This is a genomic window from Bradyrhizobium sp. I1.14.4, assembly GCF_050435825.1.
Classification (GTDB): Bacteria; Pseudomonadota; Alphaproteobacteria; order Rhizobiales; family Xanthobacteraceae; genus Bradyrhizobium.
Map to the genome: position 1 here is coordinate 139,283 of NZ_JBNDLA010000013.1, position 18,230 is coordinate 157,512.

Sequence of the window (18,230 nt, forward strand, 5' to 3'; positions counted from 1 at the left end):
TCTTATTTGAGCATGACCCTTTTCGGAAAACCGCATTGCACTTTTCCGGGTCATGCTTGAGTTCGAATTTGTCGCTTTGTTGAAATGGAACAGCCCGTCAGAACCTCTGGCGGGCCGTTTCGCATTTGAGCCGTGCGCTGCCCCGATTTGCCGCTTCAAACGTTGCAAAACCGCCGATCCTCTGTCATAAGCCGGGCCTTCGTCGCCCGGCTGATCAAGGGCTGCCGTGGCGACGTTTAGTGCAGGTTCTTTCAATTCGGGAAAAACCACAGCACTTTCAACGCTCTAACGAGCATTTTAGCCGGCCGAACGCCTCTGCGGGCGATATTCGTGCTGTGCGACAGGAGAGCTAAATGCCCAAGTTGAAGACCAAGTCGGGCGCTAAAAAGCGCTTCAAGGTGACTGCCACTGGCAAAGTCATGCACGCCCAGCGCGGCAAGCGCCACGGCATGATCAAGCGGACGAAGAAGCAGATCCGTCAGCTCCGCGGCACCCGGGTGCTGTTCAAGACCGACGGCGACAACGTCAAGAAGTACTTCTTGCCGAACGCCTGATCGCGAAACCTGCTTGAACCTGGCCCGCGACCAAAGCGAGGCCGCCCGTCACCTCTTCTAGATCTCAAGGATTTCAGTCATGTCTCGCGTCAAACGCGGTGTGACCTCTCACGCCAAGCACAAGAAAGTCTACAAGGCCGCCAAGGGCTATTACGGCCGCCGCAAGAACACGATCCGCGCCGCCAAGCAGGCCGTCGAAAAGGCCGGCCAGTACGCCTTCCGCGACCGCAAGCGCAAGAAGCGCACCTTCCGCGCGCTCTGGATCCAGCGCATCAACGCCGCGGTCCGTCCGTTCGGCATGACCTACAGCGTGTTTATCAACGGCCTCTCCAAGTCGGGCATCGTCGTCGACCGCAAGGTGCTGTCGGATCTTGCCATCGCCGAGCCGGCTGCGTTCCAGGCGATCGCCGAGAAGGCCAAGGCCGCGCTGGCTGCCTGATCCCGCCGGGCGATCCTAGCGGGCTTTCGGGCCCGCTTTCAGCGCCTTCTGCGAATAGCGCTGCGAGACCTCCGCCCGGCAGAACGCCGTGAACGAGCGGTACATCGTGCCGCTCTCGTTGCGGTATTTGCCGTCACAGCGCTTGAGCTGGCCGGCATAGACCTTCTTTTGCGATGCTCCGAGGCCAGACAGGAAGTCCGCCTCGCACTTCTTCTCGACGGCGGCGCCAAGCAGAACGTCGCCGCTCGCCCCGAACTCGCAATCCCTAAAGACCTTCATCGCGCCCCCGCAGCCGCTCTGGGCGTTGATGGCGTCGATGATCTCGTCCTGCGTCATGGACTTGTCCATGCAAACGGCCGACAGCGCCGGGGAGGCGGTGATCGACACAATGGCGGCCAAGGCGGCCAGGCAGGATCGCAAGGGCATCGCACAGTCTCCTATTCCACTTGGGTAACCCGGCCTCCGCGTGGGGTTCAATGCAGCCGGCCATGCGCCCGAAATGACCGGCTTTTTGCTTGACGTTACGGCCTTCGGGCGGCGACAACCCAGCCGAATTTTGGCGCATGGTCCGGAAAGAGCGAGCACCGGTTCGCGTACCGGTCTTTCCCACCAGATCATGCTCCGCTCAAGCGCAGGAATTGACCGTGTCCGACCTCGCAACGCTCGAACAATCCATCCTCGACCAGATCGCCTCAGCGGGTGACGAAGCCGCCCTCGAGGCGGTGCGCGTCTCAGCCCTCGGCAAGAAGGGCTCGATCTCGGCCTTGCTCGCCACCCTCGGCAAGATGTCGCCGGAGGAGCGCAAGACCGAGGGCGCGAAGATCAACCTCGCCAAGGACGCGGTGACGCAGGCGCACGCGGCAAAGCGCGACCTGCTCAAGCAGGCCGCGCTCGATGCGCGCCTCGCCGCCGAGACCATCGACGTCACGCTGCCGCTGCGCGAGACTCCGGCGGAGACCGGCCGCATCCATCCGCTGAGCCAGGCGTGGGACGAGCTCACCACGATCTTCGCCGACATGGGTTTTGCAGTCGCCGAAGGCCCCGATATCGAGACCGACGACTACAATTTCACCAAGCTGAATTTCCCGATCGGCCATCCCGCCCGCGAGATGCACGACACCTTCTTCTTCAACCCGAAGGAGGATGGCTCGCGCATGCTGCTGCGCACCCACACCTCGCCGGTGCAGGTGCGCACGATGCTGACCCAGAAGCCGCCGATCCGCGTGATCTGCCCGGGCCGCACCTATCGCATCGACTCCGATGCGACCCACACGCCGCAATTCCACCAGGTCGAGGGCCTCGTGATCGACAAGGGCTCGCATCTTGGTCACCTCAAATGGATCCTGCACGAGTTCTGCAAAGCGTTCTTCGAGGTCGACCACATCAACATGCGGTTCCGGCCGTCGTTCTTCCCGTTCACCGAGCCGTCGCTCGAAGTCGATATCCAATGCCGCCGCGACAAGGGCGAGATCCGCTTCGGCGAGGGCGAGGACTGGATGGAGATTCTCGGCTGCGGCATGGTGCACCCGAACGTGCTACGCGCCTGCGGCATCGATCCCGACGTCTACCAGGGTTTCGCCTGGGGCATGGGCATCGACCGCATCGCGATGCTGAAATACGGCATCGCCGATCTCAGGCAGCTGTTCGAGAACGACATCCGCTGGCTCAACCACTACGGCTTCAAGCCGCTCGACATCCCGACGATTGCGGGAGGATTGAGTACGTGATGTACGCACTTGAATAAGCACACGCGGGGACTCTCTCCGTTCCCTCCCCCACAAGCGGGGAGGGAACGGAGAGACCGACCAAGATAATCTAGTCAACACCAACAAGAACCGAGGCATGCGGCCGTGAAGTTCACCCTCTCCTGGCTGAAGGAACATCTCGAGACCGACGAGCCGCTGGAAAAGCTGGCCGACAAGCTCACCATGATCGGGCTCGAGGTCGAGAACATCGAGGACAAGGCGAAGGCGCTGGCGCCGTTCACCATCGCGCGCGTGATCTCGGCCGAGCAGCATCCGAATGCCGACCGCCTGCGCGTCTGCATGGTCGACACCGGCGACGGCGGCGCGCCGGTGCAAGTGGTGTGCGGCGCGCCGAATGCGCGCGCCGGGCTGATCAGCGTGTTCTCACCGCCTGGCACCTACATTCCCGGCAAGGACATCACCCTCGGCGTCGGCACCATCCGCGGCGTCGAGAGCCGCGGCATGCTGTGCTCGGCGGCCGAATTGCAGATCTCCGAAGACCACGACGGCATCATGGAGCTGCCGGCCGACGCACCGCTCGGCAAGGGCTATGCCGACTGGGCCGGGCTCGGCGATCCCACCATCGAGATCAATTTGACGCCGAACCGGCAGGACTGCACGGGCGTGCATGGCATCGCGCGCGACCTTTCCGCCGCCGACATGGGCAAGTTCAAGGACCCCGGCATCAAGCCGATCAAGGGCGAATTCCCCTGCCCGGTCCAGGTCAAGGTGGAAGACGCCACGCTGTGCCCGGGCTTCGCGCTGCGGCTGGTGCGCGGGGTGAAGAACGGCCCGTCGCCGGAATGGCTGCAGAAGCGGTTGACCTCGATCGGCCTGCGTCCGATCAACGCGCTGGTCGACATCACCAACTTCATGACCTACGACCGCGCGCGCCCGCTGCACGTGTTCGACGCCGGGAAGGTGAACGGTAACCTCAGCGTACGCCGCGCGAAAGATGGCGAGACGCTGCTCGCGCTCGACGGACGCACTTATACGCTCGACAGCAACATCTGCGTCATCGCCGATGAGCATGGCGTCGAATCGCTCGCCGGCATCATGGGCGGCGAGGCCTCGGGCTGCGACGACAACACCACCGACGTGCTGATCGAATCGGCGCTGTGGAACGAGATCAACATCGCGCAGACCGGCCGCAAGCTCGGCATCAATTCGGATGCGCGCTACCGCTTCGAGCGCGGCGTCGATCCGGCCTTCATGGTGCCCGGGCTCGAGCTCGCGACCAAGCTGGTGCTGGAGCTATGCGGCGGCACGCCGTCCGAGAACGTCGTAGTCGGCAAGCAGTTCGGCGAGGACCGCGTCATCGATTTCCCGCTCAGCGAGGTCAAGCGCCTCGCCGGCATCGAGGTGCCGCTGGTCGAGGTGAAGCTGATCCTGACCCGGCTCGGCTTCATGCTGGCCGGCAACGGCCCTGTGGTGAAGGTCGCAGTCCCGTCTTGGCGCACCGACGTGCAGGGCAAGGCCGACATCGTCGAGGAGATCGTGCGCATCGTCGGCGTCGACAAGGTGCCGATGACGCCGTTCGAGCGCGGCGAGGAACCGCGTAAGCCGGTGCTGACGTCGATGCAGCTGCGCACCCGCCGCGCCAAGCGCGCGCTCGGCGCGCGCGGCATGGTGGAGGCCGTGACCTGGTCGTTCATCACCAACGACGCGGCAAAACTGTTCGGCGGCGGCCAGAGCGAGCTCGTGCTCGCCAACCCGATCGCGGCCGATCTCTCCGACATGCGGCCGAGCCTGCTGCCCGGCCTCGTCGCGGCCGCCCAGGCCAACATCAACCGTGGCACTCCCGATGTCGCACTGTTCGAGGTCGGCCAGGTGTTCCGCGGCGATCGCCCGGAGGACCAGCTGGTGGCCGCCTCCGGCGTGCGCCACGGCTACGCCTCATCGCAGGGGATCGGGCGGCACTGGACCGGCTCGACGACGGCGGATGCGATGGATGCCAAGGCCGACGCCTTTGCTGTGCTGGCAGCCGCCGGCGCGCCAATGCAGGCGCTGCAGATCGTCCCTGGCGGTCCGGCGTGGCTGCATCCGGGGCGCTCCGGGACCATCCAGATCGGCCCGCAGAACGTGCTCGGATACTTCGGCGAGCTGCATCCGCGTGCCGCCGAGGCGCTCGGCGCCGATGGTCCGATGATCGTGTTCGAGGTGATCCTCGAGCGCATCCCGCAAGGCAAGCAGAGGGCGACCCGCGCCAAGCCGGTGCTGGAGCTCTCGGCGTTCCAGCCGGTGTCACGCGATTTCGCCTTCATCGTCGACCGCAGCGTCAAGGCCGGCGATCTCGTTCGCGCAGCGCAGAGTGCCGACAAGAAGCTGATCACTGACGTGACCGTGTTCGACGTCTACGAGGGCAAGGGCATCGATCCCGACAAGAAGTCGATCGCGATCGCGGTGACGATCCAGCCGCGCGAGAAGACCATGACCGACCAGGAGATCGACGCCGTGGCTGCCAAGGTCGTCGCCGAGGTGACCAAGAAGACCGGCGGCACGCTGCGGGCGTGATGCCGACGCAGACGATGGATTGCTCCCTCGCCCCGTTCTTACGGGGAGAGGGTTGGGGTGAGGGGCTTTCTCCACGTGTACGGTGATAGTTGCTTTGCGGAGACTCCCCCTCACCCGAAATTCAAGCTGTGCTTGAATTTCGACCTCTCTCCGCAGGCGGGGCGAGGTAAGAGACGCCTCCCATGACCTCCCTCTCGCTGATTCCCTCCGACATCTCGACCAGTATCGCGCTTGCGATCTGCGCGATCGCTTTCGTGTCGGGCACGGCGCGCGGCTTTTCCGGGTTCGGCTCGGCGCTGATCTTCATGCCGCTCGCGAGCAGCGTCGCGGGACCGCGGCTGGTGGCGGCGCTCTTGCTCATCATCGACTTCGCCGCCGCGGCACCGCTGCTGCCGAACGCCTGGACCCACGCCGACCGCAAGGCCACCGCGGTGATGGTCGCCGGCGCGCTGGTCGGCGTTCCCATCGGCACCTATTTCCTCACCGTGCTCGAGCCCGTGACCACGCGCTGGACCATCTCCTGCTTCGTCGCGGCGCTACTCGCACTGCTGCTGTCGGGCTGGCGCTACCACGGCAAGGATCACGCCGCGCTCTCGATCGGCGTCGGCGGCCTGTCCGGCTTCTGCAGCGGCCTCGCCCAGACCGGCGGCCCGCCGATCGTCGCCTATTGGCTGGGACGCCCGATCTCGTCGGTGGTCTCGCGCGCCAACATCGTGCTGTTCTTCGGCGCCTCGGATTTCTTCTCGCTGGTCAGCTACTGGTTCACCGGATTGATCACGATCGAGTCGGTCAAGTTCTCGCTGATCGTCGGCCCGGTCTACGGCATCGGCGTCTGGTTCGGCGCCTCGCTGTTCGGCAAGGCAAGCGAGCAGGTATTTCGCGCGATCTGCTACGCGCTGATCGCCGCTGCCGTCATCGTCGGCCTGCCGGCGCTTGATGGCATTTTGCGCGGCGGGTAGGGTCGCGAAGGTTCAGAAGAAGACCGCTGGAGGAACACCATGATCGATCGCCGCAATGCATTGAAACTGGCGCTCGGCAGCGCTGCCATGCTCGCGGCGCCGACAGTGCGCGCGCAGGGCACCAAGCCGCGCACGCGCATCGTATTCCTCGGCACCAAGGGCGGCCCGCGCGTCGGCAACGGCGCCTCCAACCCCGCTAATCTCGTCGTCGTCAACGACACGCCGTTCGTGATCGATTGCGGCATGGGCGTCAGCCGGCAGCTGGTCAACGCCGGCGTGCCGATCCCGTCGGTGAAGTACATCTTCATCAGCCACCATCATTCCGATCACAATCTGGAATACGGCAATTTGTTCTACAACGCGTGGGCGGCGGGCCTCTCGACGCCGATCCATTCGTTCGGTCCGAAGGGCATCGAGGCGATGACAAAAGAATATTGGGAGCTGAACAAGTTCGACGTCGAGACCCGGATCGAGGACGAAGGTCGGCCCGATCCGCGCAAGCTGCTGATTGCGAAAGACATCACCGACGACGGCGTGGTGCTGAAGACGCCTGATGTCACTGTCACCGCGTTCCGCACGCCGCATCCGCCGATCACGGACAACTTTGCCTACAAGTTCGAGACGCCGGATGGCACGATCGTGTTCTCCAGCGACACCGCCTACAATCCGAAGCTCGCCGAGTTCGCCAAGGGCGCCGACGTGCTGGTGCACGAATGCCTCTACATTCCCGCGGTCGATCGCCTGGTTGCCAAGACCAAGAACGGCGCGACGCTGAAGAAGCATCTGCTCGACAGCCATACCTCGACCGAAGACGTCGGCCGCATCGCAGCTGCCGCCGGCGTGAAGACGCTGGTGCTGAGCCACTTCGTGCCCGGCGACGACCCCACCGTCACCGACGATGACTGGACCCGGGACGTGAAGACGAATTTCAAGGGCCGGATCGTGGTGGCCAAGGATCTGATGGAGCTGAAGCTGCCGGTGTGAGGGAGCGACCGGCTCCATCCGGCGTCATTCCGGGGCGTGTGTAGCACGAGCCCGGAATGACGGGAGGAGAGAGCGGCGAAACGACAGGCAAGACTCGGACAAAATCATGTCGCGAGAACGCGAAATCGTGCTCCATATGACGCTGTCATCGCCCGGCGTGACGGGGCGACCCAGTATTCCAGAGGAGCCGCTATTGAGCCGATGGGCCGCGGCGTACTGGGTCACCCGCTTTCGCGGGTGACGACACCGGTCGGGTTCCGGACCGGGTGCCCGCTGTGACCGTCGGCCCGCCCCTTCCCTCACCTTCAGCAGCGGTAGGCCATGACCATTTGGCAGGCCCCAAGCCGTTGACCCCGCAGGCGCTTTTGTGGCCTAGTCCGCCGTCCCCGAACGGGACCCGAAAATCACCCAAAAGCCACCCAGAATTCTTGCGATTTCATGACCGCCGAACGCTACAACGCCCGTGAATCTGAACCCCGCTGGCAACGCCTGTGGGACGAAAAGGCGATCTTCGCCTCCAAGAACGACGATCCGCGACCGAAATACTACGTGCTCGAGATGTTCCCCTATCCGTCCGGGCGCATCCATATCGGCCATGTCCGCAACTACACGCTCGGCGACGTGCTGGCCCGCTTCATGCGCGCCAGGGGCTACAACGTGCTGCATCCGATGGGTTGGGACGCGTTCGGCCTGCCGGCGGAGAATGCCGCAATCGAGCGCAAGGTGGCGCCCAAGGCCTGGACCTACGACAACATCGCCGCGATGAAGAAGCAGCTCAAGTCGATCGGGCTGTCGCTCGACTGGGCACGCGAATTCGCGACCTGCGACCCCAGCTACTACAAGCATCAGCAGAAGATGTTCCTGGACATGCTGCGCGCCGGTCTCGCCGAGCGCGAAAAGCGCAAGCTGAACTGGGACCCGGTCGACATGACCGTGCTCGCCAACGAGCAGGTGATCGACGGCCGCGGCTGGCGCTCGGGCGCTGTCGTCGAGCAGCGGGAAATGAGCCAGTGGGTCTTCAAAATCACGAAATACGCGCAGGAGCTGCTGGAGGCGCTGGACGGTCTGGACCGCTGGCCCGACAAGGTGCGGTTGATGCAGCGCAACTGGATCGGCCGCTCCGAAGGCTTGTTGATCCGCTTTGCGCTTGATCCGGCGACCACGCCGGCCGGCGAGAGCGAGTTGAAGATCTTCACCACGCGGCCGGACACGCTGTTCGGCGCTAAGTTCATGGCGATCTCGGCGGATCATCCGCTGGCGCAGGCGGCTGCCGCGAAGAACCCTGATCTCGCCGAGTTCATCGCCGACATCAAGAAGATCGGCACCGCGCAGTCGATCATCGACACCGCCGAAAAGCAGGGTTTCGACACCGGCATCAAGGCGGTGCATCCGTTCGATCCGAACTGGAAGCTGCCGGTCTATGTCGCGAACTTCGTGCTGATGGAATACGGCACCGGCGCGATCTTCGGCTGCCCGGCGCATGACCAGCGCGACCTCGACTTCGTCAACAAGTACAATCTCGGCAACACGCCGGTGGTCTGCCCCGAGGGCCAGGACCCGAAGACGTTCGTCATCACCGACACCGCCTATGACGGCGACGGCCGCATGATCAATTCGCGCTTCCTGGACGGCATGACGATCGAAGAGGCGAAGGAAGACGTTGCCAAGCGCCTCGAGAGCGAATTGCGCGGCAACACTCCGGTCGGCGAACGGCAGGTGAACTTCCGGCTGCGCGACTGGGGCATTTCGCGCCAGCGCTATTGGGGCTGCCCAATCCCGGTGATCCACTGCCCCACATGCGACGTGGTGCCGGTGCCCGACGACCAGCTGCCGGTGACGCTGCCGGAGGATGTCAGCTTCGACAGACCGGGCAACGCGCTCGACCATCATCCAACCTGGAAGCACGTCACCTGCCCGCAATGCGGCGGCAAGGCGGTGCGCGAAACCGACACGATGGACACCTTCGTGGACTCGTCCTGGTATTTCGCGCGTTTCACCGATCCATGGAACAAGACCGCGCCGACCACGCCCGCGGTCGCCAACCGGATGATGCCGGTCGACCAGTATATCGGCGGCGTCGAGCACGCGATCCTGCATCTGCTCTACAGCCGCTTCTTCACCCGCGCGATGCAGGCGACCGGCCACATCGACATGAGTGAGCCGTTCGCCGGCATGTTCACCCAGGGCATGGTGGTGCACGAGACCTACCAGAAGGCCGACGGCTCCTGGGTGACGCCGGCCGAAGTGAAGATCGAGGTCGGCGGCAACAGCCGCCGCGCGGTGCTGATGGCGACCGGCGAAGACGTCGCGATCGGCCCGATCGAGAAAATGTCGAAGTCGAAGAAGAACACCGTCGACCCCGACGATATCATCGCGAGCTACGGCGCCGACGTCGCGCGCTGGTTCATGCTGTCGGACTCGCCGCCGGATCGCGACGTGATCTGGAGCGACGAGCGCGTGCAGGGCGCCTCGCGCTTCGTGCAGCGGCTGTGGCGGCTGGTGAACGAATCGGCCGAGATTGCCAAGGTGGCGCCGGCGCCCCGGCCGGCCAATTTCGGTCCCGAGGCGCTGGCGCTGCGCAAGGCGGCCCATGGCGCGCTCGACAAGGTGTCGTCCGGGATCGAGCGGCTGCATTTCAACGTCTGCCTCGCCCATATCCGCGAGTTCGCCAATGCGCTGTCCGAGGTGCTGGCCAAAGGCGACAACCCGGCGCCCGATGTCGCCTGGACCGTCAAGGAGGCCGCGACCATCCTGGTCCAGCTGTTCTCGCCGATGATGCCGCACCTGGCCGAGGAGTGCTGGGTGGTTCTGGGCCGGGAAGGCCTGGTTTCCGAGGCCGATTGGCCGCAAATCGAACGCGATTTGCTGGTCGAAGACAGCGTGACCCTGGTCGTCCAGGTCAACGGTAAAAAACGAGGTGATGTTACCGTGCCACGGACGGCGCAAAATGCGGATATAGAGGCTGCCGTTTTGACGCTCGATGCGGTAAAAGCCGCCTTGGGCGGCAAACCCGTCCGCAAGGTGATCGTGGTGCCCATGAGGATCGTCAATGTTGTCGGCTAGGATCAGGATCGCCGCCCGGCTCGTGGCCGTGGCTGCCTTGGCCGCGCTGACGGCCGGATGCTTCCAGCCGATGTATGCCGAGCGCACCCTCGACGGCTCATCGTCGGCCTTGCGCGAAAAGCTGATGGGCGTCGAGGTTCCGCCGGTCGACAAGGCGAATGCTTCCCGCGAGGCCCGGGTCGGCGTCGAGGTCCGCAACGCGCTGGCCTTCAAGCTCTACGGCACCGCCACCGGCGCACCGCCGACGCACCGGCTGGTGCTGCGCTTCAATACCAGCCGCTCCTCGCTGATGATTGATCCGACCACGGCGTTGCCGACCAGCGAGAACTACGGCATCGACGCCCAGTTCAACCTGGTCGAGATCGCCTCGAACAAGTCTGTCATGACCGGCACCACCTTCTCGCGCGTGTCCTATGACATGCCGGGCTCCTACCAGCGCTTCGCCCGTACCCGCGCCCTCCGCGACGCCGAGGACCGTGCCGCGCAGGAGATCGCCGACAACATCCAGACCCGGCTCGCCTCCTTCTTCTCTGCTGGAACCTGATCGCCGCATTGGTCGCACTTCGCGGAAAAGAGATCGACAGCTTCCTCGCCCGGCCTGACGCCGGTCGCCCGATCATCTTGCTTTACGGCCCGGACCTGGGTCTGGTGCGCGAGCGCGCCGACGCCCTGATGGCATCCGCCGTCGACGATCCCAACGATCCGTTCTCACTGGTGCGGCTCGATGGCGACGAGCTCGCTGCCGAACCGTCGCGGCTGGTCGATGAAGCCATGACGGTGCCGCTGTTCGGCGGCCGCCGTGCCATCCGCGTCCGTGCCGGCTCGCGCAATTTCGCAAGCGGCGTCGAGACGCTGACCGAGACCGCCGCGCTGAAGGATTGCCGCATCGTGATCGAGGCCGGCGAGCTCAGGCCGGAATCGCCGCTGCGCAAGATCTGCGAGCGCGCGAAAAATGCGGTGGCGATCGGCTGCTATCCGGACACCGAACGCGACCTCGCAAAACTGATCGAGGACGAACTGCGGGTTTCCAACCTACGGCTGGCCGGCGACGCGCGCGCGGTGCTGATGTCGCTGCTCGGCGGCGACCGCATGGCCTCGCGCAACGAGCTGCGCAAGCTTGCACTGTTCGCGCATGGCAAGGGCGAGATCACGCTCGACGACGTGATGACCGTGGTCTCCGACGCCTCAGAGCTGAAGCTCGATCCGATCATCGACGGCGCCTTCGCCGGCAACGCCGCGCTGGTGGAAAGCGAGTTCACTAAAGCAATGGTCGCCGGCACCTATCCTGGCGTGATCATCTCAGCTGCGCAGCGCCAGGCGGCGTGGCTGCACAAATCGGCGCTGGCGATCGCCGACGGCACGCCGGCCTCAGCCGTGCTCGAAGGCGGATTTCCGCGGCTGCATTTCTCGCGCAAACCTGCCGTCGAGATCGCGCTGCGCAATTTCACTCCGCCGCGGCTGGTGAACGTGATCGAGCAGCTCGCGACCGCCGCGCTCGACATGCGCAAGCAGGCCTCGCTCGCCGCCGTGATCGCACAGCGCGCGCTGCTCTCGATCGCGGCGAATGCGAAGCGGCGGGGGTGAGACGAAACATTGGAGCGATCGTCATTGCGAGGAGCTCGCGACAAAATTGCAAAGCAGATTTTGCGCTGACGCGACGAAGCAATCCATCGCTCCGCGCATGCAGAGAGATGGATTGCTTCGCTTACGCTCGCAATGACGTGGAGAGATGTCTGAAGAACTAACCGCCTTCCAGCCGCCGCACCACCTCGTCGAGCTGCTCGAGGTTGCGATAGCTGATCTGGACGGTGCCGCCGGGATCGCGATGGCTGACGGTGACGGCAAGACCGAGCGCATCGCTGACGCGCTTCTCCAGCGCCAGCGTATCGGCATCCTTGTCGACCTTGGCGGCGCTGCCACTGCGCGCCTTCTGCGGCTTGCGCTCCGGCACGCCCTCCTCATGCGCCAGCGCCTCCGTCTGGCGGACGTTGAGGCCTTCGGCGACGATGCGCTTGGCCGCGGCAAGCGGATCCGGCACGCCGATCAGCGCGCGGGCGTGGCCGGCGGAGAGATCACCCTTCGAGATCAGCGCCTGCACCTCGGCAGGCAGTCTGGTCAACCGCATCATGTTGGCGACGTGGCTGCGGCTCTTGCCGACGGTCTTGGCGATGTCTTCCTGGCTGCGTTTGAACTCATCGGCGAGCGCGTGATAGCCCAGCGCCTCTTCCATCGCGTTGAGGTCTTCGCGCTGGACGTTCTCGATGATCATGATCTCGAGCGCGTCGGAATCGCTGACCTCGACCGGCACGATCGGCACTTCGTGCAGCCCGGCGAGTTGCGAGGCACGCCAGCGGCGCTCGCCGGCGATGATCTCGTAGCGGTCCTGCGCGCCCTTGATCGCGCGTACCACGATCGGTTGGATCACGCCGCGCTGCCGAATCGAATCGGCAAGCTCGCTGAGCTCGGTATCGGCGAAGCTGCGTCGCGGATTGCGCGGGTTGGCCTTGAGGAATTCGATCGGCACCTTGCGCTGCGTGCGCGGCCGCTCGACATGCGCGGCAGCCTCGCCGCCGACATCTCCGATCAGGCTTGCCAGCCCGCGCCCCAGTCGCGAACGCGCTTCATCGGCCATAGTTGCGAGCTCCCTTGGATTCACACGCAGTACTCCAGACTTGAATTTCAGAATCGTCGGATGGGTCGCGCGCAGCGAAACCCATCACTCTCGTTGCGTGCCGCGACGGGGTTCGCTTCGCTCCACCCATCGACCGCATCGTCAAGGCGTGCGCAGCTCGCGCTCGCGCTGGATCACTTCGGTGGCGAGCTTGAGATACGCATCGCTGCCGGCGCATTTGAGATCGTAGACCAAGACCGGCTTGCCGTAGGACGGCGCTTCCGAGATGCGCACGTTGCGCGGGATCATGGTGTCGTACACCTTGTTGCCCATGAACTGGCGTACGTCGGCAACGACCTGGTTGGAGAGATTGTTGCGCGAGTCGAACATGGTCAGCACGATGCCGTGGATCGACAGGGTCGGATTGAGCGTCGAGCGCACCTGCTCCACGGTCTGCAGCAACTGCGACAGACCTTCGAGCGCGAAGAACTCGCATTGCAGCGGCACCAGGATCGCGTCCGACGCCGCCATCGCATTCACGGTGAGCAGATTGAGCGAGGGCGGGCAGTCGATCAGCACATAGGTGTAGTCGGCTTCCGGCGAGACGTTGTTGTTCAACCCAGCGATCGCGTCGCGCAGCCGGAACGCGCGGCCCGGCGTGGTGCCAAGCTCGAGTTCGAGGCCGGAGAGGTCCATGGTGGAGGCTGCGATATGCAGCCGCGGCACGGCGGTCGCGACCACGGCATCACGCAGCGGCGCTTCGCCGATCAGGACGTCGTAGGTCGAGCAGCTGCGGTTGCGGCGATCAATGCCGAGCCCGGTCGAGGCGTTGCCCTGCGGATCGAGATCGACGATCAAGACACGCTCGCCAATCGCAGCGAGCGCGGTGCCAAGATTGATCGCTGTGGTGGTCTTGCCGACGCCGCCCTTCTGATTGGCGAGCGACAGGATGCGCGGATGGCCAGGCGGCTGGGACGCCTTATCCTCTTGATAAACCTCGTCCATCACAGTCATACCAAAATACCATTTGCTCTCGCGGAATGCTCTAACGCCGCTCGATTGACCCGAGTTCGACGATCCAGCCCTGTCCGCCGGTCCGGCTGGAATGCAACTTTGGTTCAATATTCCAATATTTAGTGGCCTCGGTCAATTCAGCCTCTACATCTTGGCCCTTCAAAAACAGCGCTTTGGCGCCCTTTTTGACCCACGGCTCCGCAAAGCCGATCAGTTGATGTAGCGGAGCCAGCGCCCGCGCGGTGACGCAATCGATGGGGCCTGCGATTCTATCCACAATATCCCCGATATCAGCCAGATGTACCGTCCCGGGAGACGCCGTCACCCGAATCGCCTCGCGCAAGAATGCGGCCTTCTTGGCGATTCGTTCAACCAGATGGATCTGTGCGCCGGGCGTCTCGGCCAGTGCGCAGGCCAGCACGACGCCCGGAAAACCGCCGCCGCTGCCGAGATCGACCCAAGACTTCGCCGTCGACGCGAGGCTCAGAAGTTGCAGCGAGTCTGAGACATGGCGCGTCCAAAGGTTCGGCAACGTGGATGGCGCGACGAGGTTGGTTTTGGCCTGCCACTCCAGGAGGAGGGCGACGTAGCGATCGAGTCGCGCCTCTGTTTCACGTGAAACAGAGGTCAGCGCGAGCGCGGCGGACTTGTCCTTGGCGGAAACGTTGAGTTCGGCGGATTGGGGAGCTGGAGCCATTTGGGTGCGAGGTCGTGCCGTCTGACGATGGGAAGTAACCGTGGCGAAGTCCGGCAGCGAAGAGATTTGCTGGTCGCTTCCGCCTCGCAAAAGATAGGCGCTCAGCCCTCGCGTTTCACGTGAAACGTCAGGCGCTCGCCTTGGCCGATTTCCGCCGCGCCTCACGCCGCAGATAGGCGGCCAGGATACCCAATGCCGCCGGCGTCATGCCATCGATCCGGCCGGCCTGCCCGACCGTCCGCGGCTGCGCCCTCTGCAGCTTGACGCGCGCTTCATTCGAGAGACCGGGCACATCGGCATAGTCGACATCAGTCAGGACCAGGCCCTCATCGCGTCGGAAGGCGTCGACATCGGCGGTCTGGCGCTTCAGATAGACGTCGTATTTGGCATCGATCTCGAGATGCACGGCGATAACAGGGTCAATGGCCGATAGCTCCGGCCAGATCGCCCGGACCGCCGACCACTCGATCTCCGGATAGGCCAGCAGCTCGAAGGCGGAGCGGCGATGACCGTCGCGATTGAGCGCGAGCCCGTGCTTGGCGGCCTCATTCGGCGTGATCGCAAGCGACTTCGCCAGGGTCTTGGCTGCGTCCAACGCCGCCATCTTGGTCCGATGGCGCGCCACGCGCGCCGTTCCGACGCATCCGAGCGCAATCCCCTTGTCGGTCAGCCGCTGGTCGGCATTATCAGCCCGTAGCGTCAGTCGATACTCGGCGCGCGAGGTGAACATGCGATAGGGCTCGGTGATCCCGCGGGTCACGAGGTCATCGATCATCACCCCGAGATAACCATCGGCGCGGTCGAATACGATCGGGTCGGCACCGCTGGCAGCAAGAGCGGCATTAAGCCCGGCAACAATGCCCTGCCCCGCGGCTTCTTCGTAGCCGGTGGTGCCATTGATCTGGCCGGCCAGGAAAAGCCCGCGCAGGCGCTTGGTCTGCAAGGTCGGATCGAGCTCCCGCGGATCGACGTGGTCATACTCGATCGCATAGCCCGGCCGGACCATCTTCACCCGCTCGAGACCAGGGATACTGGCAAGGATCGCCAGCTGGACTTCTTCCGGCAGCGAGGTGGAGATGCCGTTGGGATAGACCGTGCTGTCATCGAGCCCTTCCGGCTCCAAGAAGATCTGATGGCCGTCGCGGTCGCCAAAGCGGACGATCTTGTCCTCGATCGAGGGGCAATAGCGCGGTCCGGAGCTCTTGATCTGGCCGGAATACATCGGCGAGCGATGCACATTGGCCCGGATCACCTCATGGGTCGCCGGTGTGGTCCGGGTAATCCCGCACTGGATCTGCGGGATCGTGATCCGGTCCGTCATGACCGAAAACGGCTCCGGTGGATCATCTCCGGGCTGCATTTCGACAGCCGACCAGTCGATCGTGTTGCCGTCGATGCGAGGTGGCGTCCCGGTCTTGAGCCGGCCGAGCACAAAACCTGCCCGCTCGAACGAGGCAGACAATCCCATGGCCGGCGCTTCGCCGACCCTGCCGGCCGGCCAGTTCTTCTCGCCGAGATGGATCAAACCGCGCAGAAAGGTCCCGGTCGTGATCACAACTGCACCAGCAGCGAGCTCACGGCGGCCATTGCCGAGGCGAATGCCGGTCACGCGCCCATCAATGACGATCAACTCGTCCGCCTCACCTTCGATGACGCTAAGGTTCGCGGTCTCGGTGATCGCGGCCTGCACAGCCGTCGCATAGAGCTTGCGGTCGGCCTGGGCACGGGGGCCACGGACCGCCGGGCCCTTCCGGCGATTGAGCATCCGAAACTGGATGCCGCCCGCGTCGGCAACTCGACCCATCAAACCGTCCAACGCGTCGACTTCGCGGACCAGATGGCCCTTGCCGAGCCCGCCGATGGCGGGATTGCACGACATCGCGCCGATGGTCGCGAAACGATGGGTCACCAAGGCCGTCCTTGCGCCAATCCGCGCAGCCGCGCTCGCGGCCTCGCAGCCGGCGTGGCCGCCGCCGATGACGATGACGTCAAAAGAGTCTGCCTTGGAAGTCATGGCGGGACTTCTATCGCGGAGTGATGAAGGCCGGAAGAACGAAGTTGCGATCGACTGTCTGAAACCCAACCAGCCAAGCGAGATATGGATCGCCTGGCTTCGCTCGCAATGACAGCTGCTTCACGTGAAACAACGCTGTCGCGCGGCACCAACTGTTTCACGTGAAACGGCCCGGGTCTTAACCAGCTCGAAACCATGTTTCACGTGAAACAGATGAAATCCGGATCTGGCTACTTCCCGACGCAGAATTCGCGGAAGATGACGTCCAGGATGTCCTCGACATCGACCCGACCGAGCAGACGGCCAAGTGCGTAGGCCGCCCTGCGCAGTTCCTCCGCCGCCAGTTCCTCGCCCTGCGCGACCACATCGAGGCTGCGCTGAAGGGATTCAACGGTCTCCTGCAGCAGACCGCGTTGCCGGGTCCGGCTGATCAAGCCGCCTTCGCTGGTTCCAAAATAGTCGTGAGCGAAACCGACCAGTGCCGCGATCAGCTCGGAGAGGCCGTCGCCGCGGGCCGCCGAGATCCTGAATTCGGGATGACTGCCGCCCTCACCCGCCGGCGTTCTGACGAGATCGATCTTATTCCGAACCAGCCAGGTTGGCGTCGCACCACCATGTCCGGCTTTTGCCTCGCCGCTGTCGGCCAGCCACAGCACGAGGTCGGCCTCCGCGGCGCGAGCCCGGGCGCGGCGGACGCCTTCCTTCTCGACCGGGTCGTCGGTCTCGCGGATGCCGGCGGTATCGATGACCGTGACGGGATAACCGTCGAGATCGAGCTGCACCTCGATCACGTCGCGTGTCGTGCCGGCGTGCGGCGAGACGATCGCGACCTCGCGCTTGGCAAGCTGATTGATCAGGGTCGATTTGCCGACATTCGGCGGACCCGCGATCGCGACCACCAGGCCGTCACGCAGCCGTTCACTTTGGCCCTGCCCCGCTAGGACTTCCTTGATCTCGTCATGCAGCGCCCGGATCCGCTCGAGCGCCGGCACCATCAGCTCTGCCGGTACATCGCCTTCATCCGAGAAATCGATGCCGGCCTCGATCAACGCCGACGCCGCGATGATCCGCTCGCGCCAGTCACGCGCACGATCGCCGAGCAACCCCTTCAGTTGGCGCAGCGCCTGGCGCCGCTGGCGGTCGGTATCGGCATGGATCAGATCGTCGAGGCCCTCGGCCTCGGTCAGGTCGAGCTTGCCGTTCTCGAATGCCCGCCGCGTGAATTCGCCGGGTTCGGCCGGCCGCACATCGTCGAACGCCGCGATCGCATCGAACATCGCCGACAGCACCGCGCGCCCGCCATGGACATGAAATTCAGCGACGTCCTCGCCGGTCGCACTTGCCGGGCCTGGAAGCCACAGCACAACCGCGTCATCGATTGGCTGGTGGTTCGAGTCGTGGAGCAACGCCAGGGTCGCCATCCGCGGCACCGGCGTCTTGCCGGTCAGGCTCGAGACGACCGACTCGGCCATTGGGCCAGACAGCCTGACGATGGCGATCGCACTTGGTGGCCGTCCTGAGGACAACGCGAAGATGGTTTGGTCGCGCGGATGCATCGCCTATTTCTTCCCAGCAAATCGGCAAAGGCAATGCTGCTTCGGTATCGCGCCATACCGTAAAATGCTGCGGCGCAGCA

Annotated in this window: 15 protein-coding genes; 9 read left to right on the forward strand and 6 right to left on the reverse strand. The window is 64.5% G+C overall.

Features of this window, described 5'->3' with window-relative positions:
* The first annotated feature begins 353 nt into the window (after positions 1–353).
* Positions 354–554, forward strand: a complete 201-nt coding sequence (gene rpmI / locus ABIB78_RS24775) for a 50S ribosomal protein L35 (protein WP_008539890.1) — start codon at positions 354–356, stop codon at positions 552–554.
* Positions 555–633: 79 nt separating this feature from the next.
* Positions 634–993 carry a 50S ribosomal protein L20 gene (gene rplT / locus ABIB78_RS24780; protein WP_429029205.1) on the forward strand — a complete coding sequence of 120 codons (360 nt, stop codon included), beginning with the start codon at positions 634–636 and terminating at the stop codon, positions 991–993.
* Between the two features lie 15 nt (positions 994–1,008).
* On the opposite strand, the gene ABIB78_RS24785 is transcribed toward rplT, so the two are convergent.
* Positions 1,009–1,419, reverse strand: a complete 411-nt coding sequence (locus ABIB78_RS24785) for a hypothetical protein (protein ID WP_429029206.1) — start codon at positions 1,417–1,419, stop codon at positions 1,009–1,011.
* A 218-nt stretch (positions 1,420–1,637) separates the two neighbouring features.
* Between ABIB78_RS24785 and pheS the strand changes: the two genes are divergently transcribed.
* From pheS to holA, 7 genes are all read left to right on the forward strand, one after another.
* Positions 1,638–2,720, forward strand: coding sequence for a phenylalanine--tRNA ligase subunit alpha (gene pheS, locus ABIB78_RS24790; RefSeq protein ID WP_429029207.1), 1,083 nt, complete (start codon positions 1,638–1,640; stop codon positions 2,718–2,720).
* A 123-nt stretch (positions 2,721–2,843) separates the two neighbouring features.
* Entirely contained in the window at positions 2,844–5,252 is a 2,409-nt protein-coding gene (pheT, locus tag ABIB78_RS24795) for a phenylalanine--tRNA ligase subunit beta (protein ID WP_429029208.1), read from the forward strand.
* 182 nt (positions 5,253–5,434) lie between these two features.
* The gene (locus tag ABIB78_RS24800; RefSeq protein ID WP_429029209.1) at positions 5,435–6,211 is read left to right on the forward strand and encodes a sulfite exporter TauE/SafE family protein; all 777 of its coding nucleotides are present in this window, start codon (positions 5,435–5,437) and stop codon (positions 6,209–6,211) included.
* Between the two features lie 39 nt (positions 6,212–6,250).
* The gene (locus ABIB78_RS24805) at positions 6,251–7,195 is read left to right on the forward strand and encodes an MBL fold metallo-hydrolase (RefSeq protein ID WP_429029210.1); all 945 of its coding nucleotides are present in this window, start codon (positions 6,251–6,253) and stop codon (positions 7,193–7,195) included.
* A gap of 438 nt (positions 7,196–7,633) precedes the next feature.
* Positions 7,634–10,258, forward strand: a complete 2,625-nt coding sequence (gene leuS, locus ABIB78_RS24810; protein ID WP_429029211.1) for a leucine--tRNA ligase — start codon at positions 7,634–7,636, stop codon at positions 10,256–10,258.
* Positions 10,245–10,802, forward strand: a complete 558-nt coding sequence (lptE, locus tag ABIB78_RS24815; RefSeq protein WP_429029212.1) for an LPS assembly lipoprotein LptE — start codon at positions 10,245–10,247, stop codon at positions 10,800–10,802. Before leuS ends, lptE begins: the two co-directional genes overlap by 14 nt.
* Before the next feature lie 8 nt (positions 10,803–10,810).
* On the forward strand, positions 10,811–11,842 hold the full coding sequence (holA, locus tag ABIB78_RS24820; protein WP_429029213.1) for a DNA polymerase III subunit delta: 1,032 nt from the start codon (positions 10,811–10,813) through the stop codon (positions 11,840–11,842).
* Positions 11,843–11,999: 157 nt separating this feature from the next.
* Here the strand turns inward: holA and ABIB78_RS24825 are convergent, their stop codons facing one another.
* From ABIB78_RS24825 to mnmE, 5 genes are all read right to left on the reverse strand, one after another.
* On the reverse strand, positions 12,000–12,890 hold the full coding sequence (locus ABIB78_RS24825; RefSeq protein ID WP_429029214.1) for a ParB/RepB/Spo0J family partition protein: 891 nt from the start codon (positions 12,888–12,890) through the stop codon (positions 12,000–12,002).
* Between the two features lie 141 nt (positions 12,891–13,031).
* A complete protein-coding gene (locus ABIB78_RS24830) occupies positions 13,032–13,883 on the reverse strand; it encodes a ParA family protein (protein WP_429029215.1) in 852 nt (283 codons plus the stop codon).
* Between the two features lie 31 nt (positions 13,884–13,914).
* Entirely contained in the window at positions 13,915–14,580 is a 666-nt protein-coding gene (gene rsmG, locus ABIB78_RS24835; protein WP_429029216.1) for a 16S rRNA (guanine(527)-N(7))-methyltransferase RsmG, read from the reverse strand.
* A gap of 127 nt (positions 14,581–14,707) precedes the next feature.
* Positions 14,708–16,594 carry a tRNA uridine-5-carboxymethylaminomethyl(34) synthesis enzyme MnmG gene (mnmG, locus tag ABIB78_RS24840; protein ID WP_429029217.1) on the reverse strand — a complete coding sequence of 629 codons (1,887 nt, stop codon included), beginning with the start codon at positions 16,592–16,594 and terminating at the stop codon, positions 14,708–14,710.
* Between the two features lie 230 nt (positions 16,595–16,824).
* Positions 16,825–18,150: a tRNA uridine-5-carboxymethylaminomethyl(34) synthesis GTPase MnmE gene (mnmE, locus tag ABIB78_RS24845; protein WP_429029218.1), complete on the reverse strand. Its 1,326-nt coding sequence runs from the start codon at positions 18,148–18,150 to the stop codon at positions 16,825–16,827.
* Positions 18,151–18,230: the final 80 nt, after the last annotated feature.

Bases quoted from the DNA above. Each gene is read 5' to 3' on its own strand.
- rpmI (WP_008539890.1), top strand. From the start codon at position 354: ATGCCCAAGTTGAAGACCAAGTCGGGCGCTAAAAAGCGCTTCAAGGTG.
- rplT (WP_429029205.1), top strand. From the start codon at position 634: ATGTCTCGCGTCAAACGCGGTGTGACCTCTCACGCCAAGCACAAGAAA.
- ABIB78_RS24785 (WP_429029206.1), bottom strand. From the start codon at position 1,419: ATGCCCTTGCGATCCTGCCTGGCCGCCTTGGCCGCCATTGTGTCGATC.
- ABIB78_RS24800 (WP_429029209.1), top strand. From the start codon at position 5,435: ATGACCTCCCTCTCGCTGATTCCCTCCGACATCTCGACCAGTATCGCG.
- ABIB78_RS24805 (WP_429029210.1), top strand. From the start codon at position 6,251: ATGATCGATCGCCGCAATGCATTGAAACTGGCGCTCGGCAGCGCTGCC.
- leuS (WP_429029211.1), top strand. From the start codon at position 7,634: ATGACCGCCGAACGCTACAACGCCCGTGAATCTGAACCCCGCTGGCAA.
- lptE (WP_429029212.1), top strand. From the start codon at position 10,245: ATGTTGTCGGCTAGGATCAGGATCGCCGCCCGGCTCGTGGCCGTGGCT.
- ABIB78_RS24825 (WP_429029214.1), bottom strand. From the start codon at position 12,890: ATGGCCGATGAAGCGCGTTCGCGACTGGGGCGCGGGCTGGCAAGCCTG.
- ABIB78_RS24830 (WP_429029215.1), bottom strand. From the start codon at position 13,883: ATGACTGTGATGGACGAGGTTTATCAAGAGGATAAGGCGTCCCAGCCG.
- rsmG (WP_429029216.1), bottom strand. From the start codon at position 14,580: ATGGCTCCAGCTCCCCAATCCGCCGAACTCAACGTTTCCGCCAAGGAC.
- mnmG (WP_429029217.1), bottom strand. From the start codon at position 16,594: ATGACTTCCAAGGCAGACTCTTTTGACGTCATCGTCATCGGCGGCGGC.
- mnmE (WP_429029218.1), bottom strand. From the start codon at position 18,150: ATGCATCCGCGCGACCAAACCATCTTCGCGTTGTCCTCAGGACGGCCA.